General features: G+C 34.1%; 11 protein-coding genes and 2 rRNA genes (1 of these 13 cut by a window edge). 2 read left to right on the top strand and 11 right to left on the bottom strand.

The window, feature by feature from the left end; genetic code table 11:
• Positions 1-9: 9 nt before the first annotated feature.
• Positions 10-1,983 carry a plastocyanin/azurin family copper-binding protein gene (locus GQR98_RS10885; protein WP_159019517.1) on the top strand — a complete coding sequence of 658 codons (1,974 nt, stop codon included), beginning with the start codon at positions 10-12 and terminating at the stop codon, positions 1,981-1,983.
• A gap of 220 nt (positions 1,984-2,203) precedes the next feature.
• Here GQR98_RS10885 and GQR98_RS10880 read toward each other — a convergent pair whose 3' ends face one another.
• From GQR98_RS10880 to ilvD, 8 genes are all read right to left on the bottom strand, one after another.
• Positions 2,204-4,438 carry a cytochrome C gene (locus tag GQR98_RS10880; protein ID WP_159019516.1) on the bottom strand — a complete coding sequence of 745 codons (2,235 nt, stop codon included), beginning with the start codon at positions 4,436-4,438 and terminating at the stop codon, positions 2,204-2,206.
• A 284-nt stretch (positions 4,439-4,722) separates the two neighbouring features.
• Entirely contained in the window at positions 4,723-5,232 is a 510-nt protein-coding gene (gene azu, locus GQR98_RS10875) for an azurin (protein WP_159019515.1), read from the bottom strand.
• 167 nt (positions 5,233-5,399) lie between these two features.
• Positions 5,400-6,992, bottom strand: a complete 1,593-nt coding sequence (locus GQR98_RS10870; RefSeq protein ID WP_159019514.1) for an NADP-dependent glyceraldehyde-3-phosphate dehydrogenase — start codon at positions 6,990-6,992, stop codon at positions 5,400-5,402.
• Positions 6,993-7,188: 196 nt separating this feature from the next.
• Positions 7,189-8,454 (bottom strand): threonine ammonia-lyase IlvA, encoded by a 1,266-nt coding sequence (ilvA, locus tag GQR98_RS10865; protein WP_159019513.1) that lies wholly within the window; start codon positions 8,452-8,454, stop codon positions 7,189-7,191.
• Positions 8,455-8,565: 111 nt separating this feature from the next.
• Entirely contained in the window at positions 8,566-10,041 is a 1,476-nt protein-coding gene (gene ilvC, locus GQR98_RS10860) for a ketol-acid reductoisomerase (RefSeq protein ID WP_159019512.1), read from the bottom strand.
• A 12-nt stretch (positions 10,042-10,053) separates the two neighbouring features.
• Positions 10,054-10,590, bottom strand: a complete 537-nt coding sequence (gene ilvN, locus GQR98_RS10855) for an acetolactate synthase small subunit (protein ID WP_159019511.1) — start codon at positions 10,588-10,590, stop codon at positions 10,054-10,056.
• 21 nt (positions 10,591-10,611) lie between these two features.
• Positions 10,612-12,348 (bottom strand): biosynthetic-type acetolactate synthase large subunit, encoded by a 1,737-nt coding sequence (gene ilvB / locus GQR98_RS10850; protein ID WP_159019510.1) that lies wholly within the window; start codon positions 12,346-12,348, stop codon positions 10,612-10,614.
• A 39-nt stretch (positions 12,349-12,387) separates the two neighbouring features.
• Positions 12,388-14,070, bottom strand: coding sequence for a dihydroxy-acid dehydratase (gene ilvD / locus GQR98_RS10845; RefSeq protein WP_159019509.1), 1,683 nt, complete (start codon positions 14,068-14,070; stop codon positions 12,388-12,390).
• A 687-nt stretch (positions 14,071-14,757) separates the two neighbouring features.
• On the opposite strand from ilvD, the gene metK reads away from it, so the two are divergent.
• Entirely contained in the window at positions 14,758-16,011 is a 1,254-nt protein-coding gene (gene metK, locus GQR98_RS10840; protein ID WP_159019508.1) for a methionine adenosyltransferase, read from the top strand.
• A gap of 128 nt (positions 16,012-16,139) precedes the next feature.
• On the opposite strand, the gene GQR98_RS10835 is transcribed toward metK, so the two are convergent.
• From GQR98_RS10835 to GQR98_RS10825, 3 genes are all read right to left on the bottom strand, one after another.
• Complete coding sequence (locus GQR98_RS10835; RefSeq protein WP_159019507.1) at positions 16,140-16,586, bottom strand: protein-disulfide reductase DsbD domain-containing protein; 447 nt, start codon at positions 16,584-16,586, stop codon at positions 16,140-16,142.
• A gap of 562 nt (positions 16,587-17,148) precedes the next feature.
• Positions 17,149-17,256, bottom strand: a 5S ribosomal RNA gene (gene rrf / locus GQR98_RS10830).
• Positions 17,257-17,402: 146 nt separating this feature from the next.
• A 23S ribosomal RNA gene (locus GQR98_RS10825) occupies positions 17,403-18,022 on the bottom strand; it runs 2,204 nt beyond the window's last position.

Genomic DNA, 18,022 nt, shown 5'->3' with positions numbered 1-18,022 from the left:
CTTAAAAACATGAAGATTATCAATAAAACAATAGTAATAATAGCCGTCCTTCTAGTAAATCAATTTGGATTTTCTCAAAAAGATAAAATGCTAAACTCAGATCAAGCTAAAAAAGAAGCTGAGTATTATAAAATTGTAGACGTCCCGATACCTAATGATATCAAATTAGAAGTTGGAGGTTTAGCGTTAACAGATAAAAACCAACTCGGTGTTTCTACTAGAAGAGGTGAAGTTTGGCTTGTTAACAATCCATATAGCAAAACACCAGTATTTAACAGATATGCACACGGTATGCACGAAACCCTAGGTTTAGCATATAAAGACAATGGTTTTTATTTAGCACAACGTGGTGAATTAACAAGGCTTGAAGATAAAAACAATGATGGCGTAGCCGATTTATACAAAACAGTTTACTCATGGCCACTTTCCGGGAATTATCACGAATATTCATATGGTCCAAAGTTTGACAAAAACGGCGACATGATATTAACGCTAAATGTATCATGGTATAAAGGTGGAAAAAGTTTTGCTAAATGGAGAGGCTGGCTTGTAAAGGTTACTACAGAGGGAGAATTTACACCTCTAGCTGCTGGACTTAGGTCTCCAGCTGGGTTTGCAATTAATGATAATAACGATATTTTTTATACAGAAAACCAAGGCGACTGGGTAGGCTCTGGACGTATGTCACATTTAGAAAAAGGCGATTTTGCAGGGCATGCAGAAAGTTTAAAATGGACAGACGAACCAAACTCACCGTTAAAATTAAAACCAGAGGATATTGAAAAACAATCTGGACTTTCGATGTATGATTATGCTAAAAAAGAAAAGGCATTAAAATCTGCCGCAATTTGGTTTCCGCACACCATATTAGGTATATCGACCTCAGATATTTTATACGACACTACTAATGGTAAATTTGGTCCGTTTAAAGGCCAACAATTTATAGGAGATCAAGGACATAGTAAAATCATGCGTGTTTACATGGAAAAGGTAAATGGCGTATACCAAGGCGCTGCTTTTGGTTTTGTTGAAGGTTTTTCTTCTGGAGTTTTAAGGATGATTTGGGGTAAAGACACCAATATGTTTGTTGGTATGACGAGTCGTGGTTGGGCATCTACAGGAAAAAAAGCCTATGGATTACAACGTTTAGTTTGGAGCGGTAAAACACCTTTTGAAATTAAAACGATGAAAGCGCTTGATGACGGTTTTGAATTTGAATTCACCAAGCCTATCAACAAAAAATTAGCTGAAGATCTTTCGAACTATAAGATATCTACGTTTACATACAAATATCATAATACTTACGGTAGCCCCATTGTAGATCAACAAAAATCTATGGTTCATAAAGCTGAAATTTCCGCTGATGGGTTGAAAGTAAAATTAACGATTCACGGCATGCGTTTAGGTTTTATTCATCAAATAGAAATGCCTAAACTAAAATCTGCATCTGGAGAATTATTATTACACAATACGGGCTATTACACTTTAAACCAAGTACCTGGAGGAGAATTAAAATCGCCAAAAATGCATATGACTAAAACGTCTAACAAAAAGATAGACCAACCTAAGCGAGTTAATACCATGCCATCTTCATGGGGAGAACATGGAGCAGATGAAAAAGTGGTTATTGGTACAATTCCTGGATTAAAATATGATACAGAAGAAATCACTATAAACCGAAATAGCAAAATACAACTTACCCTGAATAATAATGACGACATGATACACAATGTTGTTATTACCAAACCTGGTAAAGAAACACCGCTTAAAATTGGAGAAATGGCTCTTAACCTTGGGTTAGATGGTCCAGATTTAAATTATGTTCCGTTTAGCGACTTAGTTTTATTCCATTCAGGAACTGTTGGACCTGAAAGTAACGAAACTATTTACTTTACATCTCCTAGCGAACCCGGAGAATACTGGATCGTTTGTACATTCCCCGGTCATTCATTTACTATGAGGACTAAGTTGGTTGTAAAATAGAAACTTCTTTTTATGTAAAAAGCCTCAGAGTTAAACTATGGTTTAACTCTGAGGCTTTTTTTTATTTTTATTACAGGATTAAAAATATAATCCCAACGTAGTTTACGAATAATAAACATCAAAATAAATTTTAATTTTTATATTGAATTTATTGTTATCCAAACAAAAAAAGTTGGATTCTCATCCAACCTTTTTTTGTCCACTATATTAAATAATTTAATTACTCTTTATAAAGTTCTTCTAAAGTCCAATAATCTTCTCGGTCTTTTGATTGTGCTCTAGCGTTTCTAACAACTTTTTTATCTACATTATCTTCATCATTCATTGCTCTAACATAACTCAGTACATTTGCAATCCACTCATCACTATTATCTTTTAAAGGCATCATGATACCATATTCTTTACCTTCAATTGGGCCAATAAGTCCGTTTAATAAAATTTTACTCAGCACACCTTTATCTCCAGTTACCCTACCACTACCAATTAAGGATGGAGCTATAAGACCACCATCTTCTGTTGGTAAACCTTTTAAATCGGCACCATGGCAAGTAATGCATAATTGTTTATAGGAGTCATACCCCTTTGTTATACTCAGCCTTGCCCCTAAACTTCTTGCTGAAATTCGCTTTTTAAGTTGCGCCAACTGAGAGTCATCTTTCTTTAAACTTTCCACAACAGCATGTGAGATTATTTCGTGACTTTCATACTTGATATTAATAGTATTAAGTAATTCTGTTGCCTTTTTATCTTTGCTGTAACGTAAACTTAAAGCCAATTGGTTTACAACATTTACATCGACATCTGAAATTAATTTCTCTAAATCTTGAAGAATATCCTTATCACCCGCTTTCATAAAATTCTCACTTAACCTTATAGCAGTAAGTCTTACACGATAATCTTCATCTTGTAATTTTTCAGTAATTAAGGTTTTATCAATATTATCCATACCTTCAAGAGTCCAAAGTGCAGTAACACGCTCTAAACCAAAATCTTTATCGCTATTAAACAAACCATCCAGAAAAGAAGTATTATCTCGAGCTATAGCTTGTAATTCAGGAATAACCGATTGATCACCTCTTAAAACAATTAACTTTTGAGCTGTATTTCTGTACCAACCATTAGGGTGCCCTAAATACTCTATTAATTCTGAAGCTTTCTTTCCTATTAAATTAGGTTTTTCATCAAGCTCAATATCTTCATGTACAATTCTATAAATTCTACCTTTTCCTATATTTTTATCTAACCCTTTGCGTTCAATAACTGGCCTTAGAAAACTTCCTTTTTTAGTCCAATTACTTTCTTGAATAATACCACGATACATATCTACAATATAAAGCGCACCATCCGGACCTGTTTTAGCTTGTAACGGTCTAAAATTTAAATCTGTAGATGCCATAAACTCAGCTTTATCGTAAGCGTTATACACCACCTTTTTACCATTTTCATTTTTTATTTTCGCTCTACGAATCAATCTACCCACCGGCTCAGGAATAAAAAGATCACCGTATAAATCTGATGGTAATTTATGTCCTCTATAAATTTCTTGTCCTGCAGTTCCTGTAAAGTGGTTAAGTGTACCATCTTCTCGTAATCTTTTTGGTCCTCCTTGAACATCAGGAGTTCCAACTACTGGCCAAGGCTCTACAAAACCTTCAGCAAGTCTACCTTTTGCATTAAACTCACCGTATACTGGTGGTTGTTGAAATCCATAAGCTGGATTTTCACTACCTGCAGAAGAGTAATACATATTCCCTAAATCATCTTGAGTAAGTCCCCATTGCCCTCTATTTGGCATGTTTTCTAAAGAGTCTACTTCTACTTTACCATTACTTTTAAACTTAAATCGAATAGGGTTATACGTTGTATATAACCAGTTATCTAAATTCCAAATTAAACCACTTTGTTGATGCTCTAAATTTCCGCCACGACGATTTGGATTATAGTAAACACGTTCTTTTTTATCGGAAACACCATCTCCATTGGTATCTTTATAGCTCCATAAATCATATGAAAACGTTTCATTAACAATCAATTCATTTTCAAGAGGCAAAATCATTCTTGGTAATAATAGGCTATCGATAAAAACAGTGCTTTTATCCATTTTACCATCACCATCTAAATCTTCAAGCATTTTGATTTTACTAATAGATCTATTAGTTCCTGTTCCATCAACATCTTGCATATAGGTGTTCATTTCAGCAACATACATACGTCCATTTCCATCCCATGCAATGGTTACAGGCTCATCGATCATCGGTTCGCTGGCAACAAGCTCTACTCTATAGCCTTCAGGTAAATAAAAGGTTTTCATACTTTCTTCTGGTGAAAGAAATTGTGAAGATGCTTCTTTAATTATTTCTGGTTTTTCGTAAATTTTATCGACATACTGCTTTTTCTCACAATTGTAAAAAGATAATAAAACGAGTAATGATGCACTAATTTTTTTAATTTTCATCTTGGTTAGTTTTTTTTATTGGAAACATAACATCTTGGATAATGTTATGCTTAAGAGGGTAAATTTATAATGAAATCAATATTATAACTATAAACTATAGTTTTAAGCCTATAAAATATGATTCAGAAAGAGAGATTTTCGAATTAATGCAAATAATGAAAGCAAAACAATTATTAAGATTGAAGTTATTCTTATTCTAAAAAAGTAAAGTCCTAATTACTGTTAAATACATCACAGATGATTAACAAAATAAGGACTTTAAAAGCTTTTATAATCTTGGTGATTTATTCTACTATTAACTTCCCTTTCATCATGGCATAATGCCCTGGGAAACTACATAAAAAATCGTACGTTCCTGGCTCAGGAGCGTCAAACTCTACTATAGATGTTTCTCCTGCTCCAACAAGACCTGTATGAGCAATAACATCCTTACCATTTTCAGGAATATAATCTGAAGCTTTTGCAGTAGCTGCTTTATTTCCAAAAGCAGAAACGCTTACACCTTTTTTAAGCAAAACAAAATTATGTCCCATGACATTTTTATCCATTTTACCAATATGCTTTAAAGTAATTTTAATTTTCTCACCTGCTTTAACCTTAATTTCGGTTTTATTAAACTGCATGGCATCATTACCTGTAATAACAACATCGTTTGCGTTGCTTTCTACTGTTTTAACAACCTCTGTTTTTTTCTCATAAGAAAAGCCTTCTTTCTTCTTTTCTTCTTTTCCGCCACATCCTATTAATACTACTGCTGAACATGCAGCAACTAATACATACTTTGCTATTTTCATTTTAGTTATTTTAGTTTAAATTAAATTTTTACAGGAATCTTCAATGTATCAAATATACATATATAAAGGCTTCTAGTAGTGCAATATTTTTCAGTGAAAAATTCTGCACTACTAGAAGCCTAAAGATAAAATTATTTTTTAAGATAATTTATGTGATTTTCTCTTTATTATAGAATATAATCTGTGCTAATAAAGTTAGATGTTTTCTTCTCTAATAATTCCTTTAAAATAGCATTATTATAAGCGTTATCTTTTGAAGCAACAAAGGTTCTAATTGAAAAAGAACGTAATGCATCATGCACACTTAATGTTCCATAAGCCGAATCTTTTCTTCCTGTAAAAGGATAAACATCTGGTCCACGTTGACAAGAACTGTTTAAATTTACACGACAAACTAAATTAACCAAAGTATCTATTAATGGAGATAATGTATGAACATTTTGACCAAACAAGCTCACTTGTTGTCCGTAATTAGATTCTGCCATATCATGAAGCGGCTCTTCGATATCTGAAAAAGAAACCACTGGCACTACTGGTCCAAATTGCTCTTCTTTAAATACACGCATATCTTTTGTAACCGGATAAAGTACTGCTGGAAAAATAAAGTTCTCGGTAGTTTCTCCTCCTTTTTTATTTAAAATTTTAGCGCCTTTTTCCTTAGCATCATCAATTAATTCTTGAATATAACCTGGCTTTTCTATTTCTGGAAGTGGTGTTAATTTTGCGCCTGCCTCCCATGGGTTTCCAAATTTAAGTTGATCTACTTTAAAAGCAAACAATCTATTAAATTCCTCTACCACAGATTCGTGTACATATATTACTTTTAAAGCTGTACAACGTTGTCCGTTAAAAGATAGCGTTCCTGCAATACACTCCTCTACTGCCAAATCTAAGTCGGCATCTGGTAAAATAATTGCTGGATTTTTAGCTTCTAATCCTAAAACCATACGTAACCTATTTCCTTTTGGGTGTTGTGCTTGTAATGCATTTGCAGATTTACTGTTACCAATTAATGCTAAAACATCAACTTTACCCGATTGCATTATTGGTGTTGCCAAAACTCGACCACGACCATAAACAATGTTTACCACGCCTTTTGGAAAACTATTTTGAAAAGCTTCTAATAATGGAGAGATTAATAAAACACCAATTTTTGCCGGTTTAAAAACCACAGGGTTCCCCATGATTAATGCCGGAATTAAAAGTGTAAAGGTTTCGTTTAATGGATAATTATATGGCCCTAAACATAGCACCACACCTAGTGGTCCACGACGAATATGAGCATAAACGCCTGAGTTTTTCTCGAATTTTGCTGAGTCTCTATCAATTTGCTTGTAAGCTTCAATAGTATCGTAAATATAGTCTACTGTTCTATCAAATTCCTTTTGAGAATCTGGCAGGTTTTTTCCAATTTCCCACATTAAAAGTTTTACAACTTCCTCACGCTTGGTTTTCATTTCTTCAACAAACTTTTCCATACAAGCAATTCTATCAATCACTTTCATGGTTGGCCATAAACCTTGCCCTTTGTTGTATGCTGATGTCGCAGAATCTAAAGCTTCCAATGCTTCAGCTTCGCCTAACTGAGGAATTGTTCCTAATACAGTTGTTTTATACTCTTTAGTAGATGAAATAGTAGAATAAACTTCTGCTGTTTCGCCTTCCCAATGTTTTAGTTCTCCATTAACCAAATATGTAGATTGGTGTAATAATGAGTCTATTTTATATTCGTCTGGAATGTCTTGAAATGCTGTTTTCATATAAAAATATATTGTGTTATGTAGTAAAGTAAAGGTATCAATATTCTCGCTGAAATAACACTAAAACAAAGCCATTGTACGAAAAAATATCAAATTCTTAGCACTTCAATTACAACAGTTTCATATACATACAACTCAAACGTTTTCGAAAAGAAATACATTAAAATTTTTACTGTTTAAGCTAAAACCATGCGAATTACACTAAAAACTGAAACAAATCGGGCTTATCGTTTAAGTAATCACCAAAAAACTTACGTGCTTTCATTTTAGCAATAAGCGGTTCCAAATCTTCAGAAGATTTTAATTGAATACCAACAACAGCTGCTCCATTTTCACGGTTCGTTTTTTTGGTATATTCAAAGTGAGTAATATCATCGTTAGGACCTAAAATATCCACAACGAACTCCTTTAATGCTCCTGCCCTTTGTGGAAATTTTAATATAAAATAGTGCTTTAAATTAGCATAAAGTAAGGCGCGCTCTTTAATTTCGGCAGTTCGGGTAATATCATTATTACTTCCAGAAACGACACAAACTACGTTTTTCCCTTTTATTTCTTCAGCATAAAAATCTAGAGCTGCTATGCTTAAAGCTCCTGCCGGTTCTACTACAATGGCATCCTTATTATAAAGCTCTAAAATAGTCTGGCATACTTTCCCTTCCGGAACCGTAATCATGGCATGTAAATTTTGTTTGCATATAGAGAAGTTTAAATCACCAACGCGCTTTACAGCTGCACCATCAACAAATTTCTCAATATGTTCTATCTCGGTATTTTTATTATTTTTAATTGAAGTCGACATCGACGGAGCGCCTTCTGGCTCTACGCCAATAACTTTAGTATTAGGAGACAATGCCCTAAACACAGTTGATAATCCAGACGCTAAACCGCCACCACCAACAGCAATAAACACATAATCTATAGGCACTGTGGTTTGCTCTAAAATCTCTAAGCCAACCGTGCCCTGACCTTCTATAACTTTTTCATCATTAAATGGATGAATAAACATTTTACCCAAAGCAGTACATTCTCGAACGGCTGCATGGTTAGCGTCGTCGAATGTATCCCCTTCAATTTTAATTTCTATATAATCGCCACCAAACATTTTTACCTGTTCTATTTTTTGGTTTGGTGTTGGAGACGGCATATAGATTGTGCCTTTTATTTTAAGCAGTTTACAAGATAAAGCGACGCCTTGCGCATGATTTCCGGCACTGGCACATACCACACCTTTCTGAGATTCTTCGGGAGTTAAAGAACTAATTTTATTGTAAGCACCTCGAATTTTATACGAGCGTACTTGCTGTAAATCTTCGCGTTTTAATAAAATATTAGCGTCAAAAAATTCAGAATAACGAAGGCTTACTCCTAAAGGCGTAACTGCCGATACATTTTTTATAGTATCGGCAGCTAGCTTTATATTATTAAGACTTGGAAAATAGGTATTGCTCTCCTTACTCATTGCTTTATAATTTTAAAAACCTACAAGCTTATACAGCTTGTAGGTTATATTAATATGTAAAACCTGTTGGTCCGTTTAGACTAAAATGGTTTTAAAAATATGTTTAAAGAATTAAACTATTGGCTTCATAGCCGTCATAGATGCTCTTAAGAATGTACCAACTTTTTCTACTGGGTGATTTCTTAAAGCTGCATTTATTTCAATTAATTTAGCATTATCAACACCTGCACCATTACTTGTTGCGTAAGGCTTACCGATAATATCTGTATCAACAGTTTTCATGAAATCTGCTAATAAAGGCTTACAAGCATGATCGAATAAATAACATCCGTACTCAGCAGTATCCGAAATTACGGCATTCATTTCGTATAATTTACGTCTTGCAATAGTGTTTGCAATAAGTGGCGTTTCGTGTAAAGACTCGTAGTATGCAGAAGCTGCAATAATTCCAGAATCTGTCATAGCTTCAAAAGCTAATTCTACACCTGCTCTTACCATAGCAACCATTAATACACCGTTGTCATAAAATTCTTGTTCAGAAATTTCAACATCACCAGCTGGAGTTTTTTCGAATGCAGTTTCTGCTGTTGCAGCTCTCCATCCTAATAAATCTTTATCATCGTTAGCCCAATCTGCCATCATTCCTGCAGAAAAACGACCTTCAATAATATCATCCATATGCTTTTGGAATAACGGACGCATAATATCTTTTAATTCTTCTGAAAGTTCAAAAGCTTTAATTTTAGCTGGGTTAGACAAACGATCCATCATGTGAGTAATACCACCATATTTAAGACCTTCTGTAATAGTTTCCCAACCGTATTGAATTAATTTAGAAGCATAACCAGCATCAATTCCTTTTTCAATCATTTTATCGAAACAAAGAATAGAACCTGTTTGAAGTAAACCACACAAAATAGTTTGCTCTCCCATTAAATCAGATTTTACTTCAGCAATAAAAGAAGATGCTAAAACACCTGCTCTATCACCACCAGTTGCTGCTGCATAAGCTTTTGCTTGTGCCCAACCTTTTCCTTCTGGATCGTTTTCTTCGTGAACGGCAATTAAAGTTGGCACACCAAAACCTCTTTTATATTCTTCTCTAACCTCAGTACCTGGGCATTTTGGAGCCACCATAATTACGGTTAAATCTTCACGAACCTGAGTTCCTTCTTCAACAATATTAAAACCGTGAGAATAAGATAAGGTTGCACCTTTTTTCATTAAAGGCATCACTGCTTTTACTACACTTGTATGTTGCTTATCTGGCGTTAAATTTAACACTAAATCTGCAGTAGGAATTAACTCTTGGTAAGTACCAACAGTAAAACCATTATCACTTGCATTTACAAAAGATTGACGTTTTTCTGCAATGGCAGCATCACGAAGTGCATAAGAAATATCTAAACCAGAATCTCTCATGTTTAAACCTTGGTTTAAACCTTGTGCACCACAACCTACTATAACAATTTTTTTACCTTTTAAAGCATTTACACCATCTTCAAATTCTGAAGAGTCCATAAATCTACATTTAGATAATTGATTTAATTTATCTCTTAATGATAAGGTGTTAAAATAATTTCCCATTTTATAATTTAATTAGTATTTATTATTGAAGGCTTTAAGCACTTCTGTTACTTTCATTTCTTCTTTAGTGACTGCAATACGGCCAGAACGTACAAACTGCATAATACCGTAAACGCTTAGTTCTTTGCGCAAATTTTCGATTTCTACACGTCTTCCTGATTTTTCTAACACAAAAAAATCTTTATTTACAGTTACAATTCGAGCATAACTTTCTTTTATAATATTCTGAATTTGAGGTTCATTAAACAATAATTCAGATTTTATTTTAAACATACTCGACTCTGTAAAAATAGTATCCTCTTCAGTATGATAAAATGCACGAATAGTTTCTACTTGTTTTTCTATTTGTTTAACAATTTTTATAGCTTGCTCTTCGCACATATTAACGACAATAACAAAGCGATTTACACCATCAATTTCTGATTGTGATGTTGTTAAACTTTCTATATTTATGTGTCTACGCTGAAAAATAGCTGAAATACGATTTAATAATCCGATATTATTTTCGGTATAAATTGAAATCGTAAATGATTGTATATCTTGATTCATTTTATTTTAGATCTTAATTTATTAGCACAATCTTACTTCTGATACGGAAGCTCCAGTAGGAATCATCGGGAAAACATTTCCTTCTTTTTCCACACATACTTCTAAGAAATACGATTCTTTAGATTCAATCATTTCCTTAACAGCATCTGCCAACTCTTCTCGTTTTACAACTTTTCTAGCTTTAATGTAATAGCCTTCTGCTATGGCCACAAAGTTAGGATTTGTCATTTCTGTAGATGCATAACGTTTATCGAAAAATAATTGTTGCCATTGGCGCACCATTCCTAAAAACTCGTTATTTAAAACTACAATTTTTACAGGTGTTTTCTGCTGAAAAACAGTTCCTAATTCTTGTATATTCATTTGAAAACCACCATCACCGATAATAGCTACAACTTCACGGTCTGGAGCTGCCATTTTAGCACCAATAGCTGCGGGAAGCGCAAAGCCCATTGTACCTAAACCACCTGAAGTAATATTACTTTTTGAAATATTAAAATCGGCATAACGACAAGCAATCATTTGATGTTGGCCAACATCGGAAACTATAGCGGCATTACCTTTTGTTTCCTTATTTATTTGATTAATAACCTCTCCCATAGTAATACCTTCTTTGGTTGGGGTTAAATCTTCTCTAATTACTTTATCAAACTCAATAGCGTACAAGTCTTTAAATTCTTGTAACCATGCATCGTGAGACTTTGCATCTAATAATGGTAATAATTGTGATAAGCTATCTTTAGAGTTTCCTAAAACGGCAACTTCTGTTTTCACATTTTTATCAATCTCTGCTGGATCAATTTCAAAATGAATCACTTTAGCCTGCTTAGCATAAGTATTTAAACTACCCGTTACACGATCGTCAAAACGCATACCAATAGCAATTAAAACATCACATTGATTGGTTAAAACATTTGGTGCGTAATTACCGTGCATACCAACCATACCTACATTTAAAGGATGAGATGTTGGTACTGCTGATGCTCCAAGAATTGTCCAAGCTGAAGGAATTCCTGCTTTTTCTATTACTGCTTTTAACTCTTCTTCTGCTTTTCCTAAAATAACACCTTGTCCCCAAACGATCATTGGTTTCTTTGCAGCGTTAATTAATTTTGCAGCTTCTTTTACAGCTGCTGTATCTGTATCTGGTATAGGATTATAACTTCTTACACCTGTACATTTTTCGTATTTAAAATCGAATTCTTCTAACTGAGCATCTTTTGTAATATCTACTAAAACAGGACCCGGACGGCCACTTTTAGCGATATAAAATGCTTTCGCAATAGCTTCTGGAATTTGAGATGCTTTTGTTACTTGGCAATTCCATTTAGTAACTGGAGTAGATATTCCCACAATATCAGTTTCCTGGAATGCATCACTACCTAATAAATGAGATGCGACCTGACCAGTAATACATACTAACGGTGTAGAATCTATTTGAGCATCGGCAATACCCGTAATTAAATTGGTAGCTCCAGGACCAGAAGTAGCCATAGCTACACCTACTTTTCCGGAAATACGAGCATAACCTTGAGCTGCATGCGCTGCACCTTGCTCATGGCGTGTTAAAACATGATGAATTTTATCTCTAAATTTGTATAATTCGTCATAAACGGGCATTATCGCACCACCTGGGTAGCCGTAAAGAATGTCTACGCCTTCTGCTAATAAACAATGGATAATTGCTTCGCTACCAGAAATACGCACAGTTGCTTGCGTATTATTTGCTTGTTTTTTTATGGTTTGAGTGTCTTTCATCTCTATATATTTTCTTCTTGCTCTTGTAATCGTTACTTACTATAAATCTGTCACACAGCCTTTAGACGCCGATGCTACAGATTTTGCATATTTATATAATATTCCTTTTGTATGTTTTAAAGCTGGCTGAATCCATTGTGATTTTCTTTCAGCTAATTCTTCATCAGAAAGTAAAACGTTGATTGAATTATCTTCGGCGCTAATTCTAATATTATCACCGGTTTTTAATAATCCAATTGCTCCACCTTCTTGAGCTTCTGGTGTAATGTGGCCCACAACAAAACCATGTGTTCCTCCAGAAAAACGACCATCAGTAATTAATGCTACAGATTTTCCTAAACCTGCTCCCATAATTAACGATGTTGGTTTTAACATTTCTGGCATTCCAGGACCTCCCTTAGGACCAACATATCTAATGACGACTACATCACCTCTTTCTACTTCCCCGTTTGAAATTCCAGTGTTTGCAGCTTGTTCTCCATCGTAAACCACAGCTTTACCTTCAAATAACAAACCTTCGTTTCCTGATATTTTTGCTACAGCACCTTCTATTGCCAAGTTTCCGTAAAGAATTTGCAAATTCCCTGAAGATTTTAATGCTTTATCCTTAGGAAATATAACGTCTTGGTCATCTTCAAAAGTAAGCGGTTCAACATCTGCTAAATTTTCAGCTAATGTTTTTCCTGTTACTGTTAAACAATCACCATGTAAATAACCATTATCTAATAAGTATTTCATTACTGCTGGAGTTCCTCCTACACCATGAACATCTTCCATTAAATATTTTCCAGATGGTTTTAAATCTGCTATTAAAGGTGTTCTATCACTAACACGTTGAAAATCTTCTAAAGTAAATTCGATATCCGCAGCATGTGCAATAGCTAAAAAGTGTAATACCGCATTGGTAGAACCACCTAAAGCATTTACAAGAGCTATAGCATTCTCAATAGATTTTTTAGTAATAATATCTAAAGGCTTTAAATCTAATTCTAAAAGGTTTTTGATAGCGATTGCCGTTCTTTCACTTTCAGATAATTTATTTGGATTCTCTGCTGGAATAGAAGAGTTATAAGGTAATGCAAACCCCATACATTCTATAGCCGAAGCCATTGTGTTTGCAGTATACATACCACCACAAGCTCCTGCTCCTGGAATAGCACTTTTTATAATTTCTCTGTATTCTTCTTCACCAATCTCTCCTGCTACTTTTTGACCTAAGGCCTCAAAAGCAGAAACAATATTTAATTTTCTTCCTTTATATTTTCCTGATGCTATTGTTCCTCCATACATCATTATAGACGGACGATTTAAACGTAACATAGCAATAACAGCTCCTGGCATATTTTTATCACAACCAACAACAGAGATTAAAGCATCATAACTTTGTGCATTCATAACCGTTTCAATAGAATCGGCGATAATGTCACGAGAAGCTAAAGAGTAATTCATTCCTGAAGTTCCCATAGAAATACCATCGGAAACACCAATAGTATTAAACCCTAAACCTACTAAATCTGCTATTTTACACTCAATTTTCACTTCAGCAGCCAAGTTATTCAAATGCATATTACAAGGATTACCATCGTAACCTGTACTAGCAATACCCACTTGGGCTTTTTTCATATCTTCATCAGTCAAACCTACCGCGTATAACATCGCTTGAGATGCAGGTTGAGATTCATCTTGAGTTAACCTTTTACTATGTTTATTGAGTTCCTTCATTTTTGTTGCGGATAATTTTATCTTTTACTGTATTTTTATTTTAATAATTTAGGTTTTTATGAATTTCATTAAAAACTCTTCATTCTTTGAAATAATGCTCGAAATTAATTTATTAGCCATTTAAAACGATTTATAATTCGTTTTTTAGGTTAAATTCACAAACCTAAAACACCTATCAACTACTTGATTATCAATTATTTAATTCGATATTTTTACTATGTCCAAAAAATCAAAAATTTACAATAAAAAAAGCCTTCTCTAAAAGGAAGGCTTTTTAACATATTAAGATTTAAAAAAACGTTCCGAGTGCATCATGAAATAATCACAATGACATTAATAGACGTTTTAATTAAAGAGTTCTTTTTCATCCTATATTATAAATTCAATCGTTCTTCCCCAAAACATTCTGTATATAGGTGTTGCTGAAGATTAGATTCATCAAATATTTATAAATAAAACTTATTAAGCAAATTTTAGGTTAAAAAACTCTAAATGAATTCGCAATTCCTTTTATTTTTCTATTTTTGCAGCCACATATAACAGAGGAAAGATTTGACTGATTGCAACCTCTTTGTACTAAATAAAGTTTCAAAAACATTGAAATTAATTTTTTACAAATAAAAATGCTAAAGGCAGTGTAAACTTCCTTCGACGTTTTCGTCAAATCTTGCTATAAAATAATATAATATGGCTTATTTATTTACTTCGGAAAGTGTTTCTGAAGGACACCCAGATAAGGTGGCGGATCAGATTAGTGATGCGTTAATCGACAATTTTTTAGCTTTTGATACCGAATCAAAAGTAGCATGTGAAACTCTAGTTACTACTGGACAAGTAGTGCTTGCTGGCGAAGTTAAATCGACGACTTATTTGGACGTTCAAAAAATCGCTAGAGATACCATTAACAAAATTGGATACACCAAAGGTGAATATATGTTTGATGGAAATTCGTGTGGTGTGCTTTCTGCTATACACGAACAATCAGACGATATTAGCCAAGGTGTAGATCGTGGTACTAAAGAAGAACAAGGTGCAGGAGATCAAGGTATGATGTTTGGTTACGCTAGTAACGAAACAGAAAACTTTATGCCATTAGCTTTAGATCTATCTCATAGAATTCTAAAAGTTTTAGCTGAATTACGTCGCGAAAATAAAGACATTACTTACTTAAGACCAGATTCTAAAAGTCAAGTAACTATTGAATATAGCGATGATAATGTACCACAACGTATTGATGCGATTGTTGTTTCTACACAACATGACGATTTTGATGCGGATGACGTAATGCTTGCTAAAATTAGAAAAGATATAGTTGAAATTTTAATTCCACGTGTAGTTGCAGATTTACCTGAAGCTATTCAAAATTTATTCAACAACGATATTAAATATCATATCAATCCTACCGGTAAATTTGTAATCGGTGGACCGCATGGTGATACTGGTTTAACGGGTAGAAAAATTATTGTAGATACTTACGGTGGGAAAGGTGCACACGGTGGTGGTGCTTTTTCTGGAAAAGACCCAAGTAAAGTAGACAGAAGTGCTGCATATGCTACACGACATATTGCTAAAAATTTAGTAGCAGCAGGTGTTGCTAGTGAAGTTTTAGTACAAGTTAGTTATGCTATCGGTGTTGTAGAACCTATGGGAATCTTTATAGATACTTACGGAACCTGTACCTTTAACATGACCGATGGAGAGATTGCACAAAAAGTAACAGAACTGTTTGATATGCGTCCATTTGCTATTGAAGAGCGTTTAAAGCTAAGAGCTCCTATATATAGCGAAACCGCTGCATACGGCCATATGGGACGTAAAAATGAAACAGTTACTAAATCATTCTCACAACCAAATGGTGAATCAATAACATTAGATGTTGAATTATTTACTTGGGAGAAATTAGATTATGTAGATAAAGTAAAAGCCGCTTTCGGATTGTAACATCTACGAGTAAAGTTTAAATAATAAAAAAAGTGATCAACTAAGTTGATCACTTTTTTTATATAACAATATCAAATACTATTTCCGTAATATTAATAAGAACATAAGTATAACTTTTAAAGGCTCAATTACTCAACCGTAAACAACAAATCCTCTTCTGTTGGAGATAAGCATCTACTATCGTTACATACCATAAAATTAACCACGCCTTCTACAGTAAAGCTTTTTTTTGTTTTGACCTTTATACGCTGTTTAAAGGTAGCCTTATCATCAAAATATTTTATCTTAATACTAAAAATAGGATCATCTACCACATGACCTTCATCTTCTTTAGTATTTCCCTTTTTAAGAAATTTACCATTTCCATCAAAACTAAAACTCGTTGCTATAGGTCCATCCTCTGGAACCGTTTGTGAATATAAATGCCAACCAGAGTCTATAGTTGCAGTTGCTATTAAATCAAATTCAGTATCTGATACCCTATTAACTGAAGTCTCCCATTTAACAGGCTCTAATATTTGAGCTTTAGTTATGTTTAAAGCTAAAACTGCAATAATTATAAATATACTTTTCATAAAATAATACTTTTCAAGATTTCCTTAAAGATTAAATCAACTATTGAGCCACAAATTAAAACTGCAACATAAAATACACCATGCACTATAATAAGGCTAATTACTTGGAGTAAATGTACAAAAAGTTAAAAAAACCTTTTAAATTAGTTTAAAAATAGCGCGTAGATAACTATAAAACTTATTAATTCTCAATTGCTAACCTTACCAATTACATAAATCAGGCATGTTATAAAAAAGAAAGTCTGTAAAAGGCGAAAACTCCAAATCATTACGATTCAGAGTTTTCATTAATTCTCCCTAAGAACTAATTAATAGCAATACAAATATAAGACAAATACTACTTACAAGAAATGCGTAGTTATACGTATTTTTCTATTTATTAATGTATTAAATACAATAGTTCTAATATATCCTTATAAAACTAGCTCATAACCAACAGAACAATATCGCTTACGCAGAAATATAACTAAGCATATTCCCTTCTAGATTACACCTTACCAATAATTATTTAGGTTGAGTTTATTGCAAAAAAAATCCTCAACAAATAAATGTTGAGGAATAAAAAAGGCAACGACCTACTCTCCCACAAATGCAGTACCATCGGCGCTAATGGGCTTAACTTCTCTGTTCGGAATGGTAAGAGGTGAGCCCCATCGCTATAACCACCTTAAGTTATAGCTGCTCGCTATTAGATCTAAATCCTTTAGCATACAGCGTTTATCGCTTTGGATAAACAAATATCTTAACATATTGAAACAAAAATCATGAACTTATTTTATAATACTTCTAATTGTATAACTTTTAAAAAAACAGGCGTACAATAAGCCTATGGGTTATTAGTACTACTTGGCTATGACATTACTGCCTTTACACCTATAGCCTATCAACGTGGTAATCTTCCACGACCCTTTAAAGAAATCTCATCTTGTGGTGGGTTTCGCGCTTATATGCTTTCAGCGCTTATCCCTTCCCAACGTAGCTACTCAGCAATGCTCCTGGCGGAACAACTGATACACCAGAGGTTAGTCCAACTCGGTCCTCTCGTACTAGAGTCAGATCCACTCAAATTTCTAACGCCCACTGTAGATAGAGACCGAACTGTCTCACGACGTTCTGAACCCAGCTCGCGTGCCACTTTAATGGGCGAACAGCCCAACCCTTGGGACCTTCTCCAGCCCCAGGATGTGACGAGCCGACATCGAGGTGCCAAACCCCCCCGTCGATATGAGCTCTTGGGGGAGATCAGCCTGTTATCCCCGGCGTACCTTTTATCCTTTGAGCGATGGCCCTTCCATACGGAACCACCGGATCACTATGCTCTACTTTCGTACCTGATCGACTTGTAGGTCTCTCAGTCAAGCTCCCTTATGCCATTGCACTCTACGCACGATTACCAACCGTGCTGAGGGAACCTTTAGAAGCCTCCGTTACTCTTT

The organism is Algibacter sp. L3A6, from assembly GCF_009796825.1.
In the GTDB taxonomy this organism is placed as follows: Bacteria; Bacteroidota; Bacteroidia; order Flavobacteriales; family Flavobacteriaceae; genus Algibacter.
Note: the sequence above shows the minus strand (reverse complement) of the source record. Positions and strands in the feature narration are given on the sequence as shown.

Coding starts and splice junctions, on each gene's coding strand:
- GQR98_RS10885 (WP_159019517.1), top strand. CDS start 10: ATGAAGATTATCAATAAAACAATAGTAATAATAGCCGTCCTTCTAGTA.
- GQR98_RS10880 (WP_159019516.1), bottom strand. CDS start 4,438: ATGAAAATTAAAAAAATTAGTGCATCATTACTCGTTTTATTATCTTTT.
- azu (WP_159019515.1), bottom strand. CDS start 5,232: ATGAAAATAGCAAAGTATGTATTAGTTGCTGCATGTTCAGCAGTAGTA.
- GQR98_RS10870 (WP_159019514.1), bottom strand. CDS start 6,992: ATGAAAACAGCATTTCAAGACATTCCAGACGAATATAAAATAGACTCA.
- ilvA (WP_159019513.1), bottom strand. CDS start 8,454: ATGAGTAAGGAGAGCAATACCTATTTTCCAAGTCTTAATAATATAAAG.
- ilvC (WP_159019512.1), bottom strand. CDS start 10,041: ATGGGAAATTATTTTAACACCTTATCATTAAGAGATAAATTAAATCAA.
- ilvN (WP_159019511.1), bottom strand. CDS start 10,590: ATGAATCAAGATATACAATCATTTACGATTTCAATTTATACCGAAAAT.
- ilvB (WP_159019510.1), bottom strand. CDS start 12,348: ATGAAAGACACTCAAACCATAAAAAAACAAGCAAATAATACGCAAGCA.
- ilvD (WP_159019509.1), bottom strand. CDS start 14,070: ATGAAGGAACTCAATAAACATAGTAAAAGGTTAACTCAAGATGAATCT.
- metK (WP_159019508.1), top strand. CDS start 14,758: ATGGCTTATTTATTTACTTCGGAAAGTGTTTCTGAAGGACACCCAGAT.
- GQR98_RS10835 (WP_159019507.1), bottom strand. CDS start 16,586: ATGAAAAGTATATTTATAATTATTGCAGTTTTAGCTTTAAACATAACT.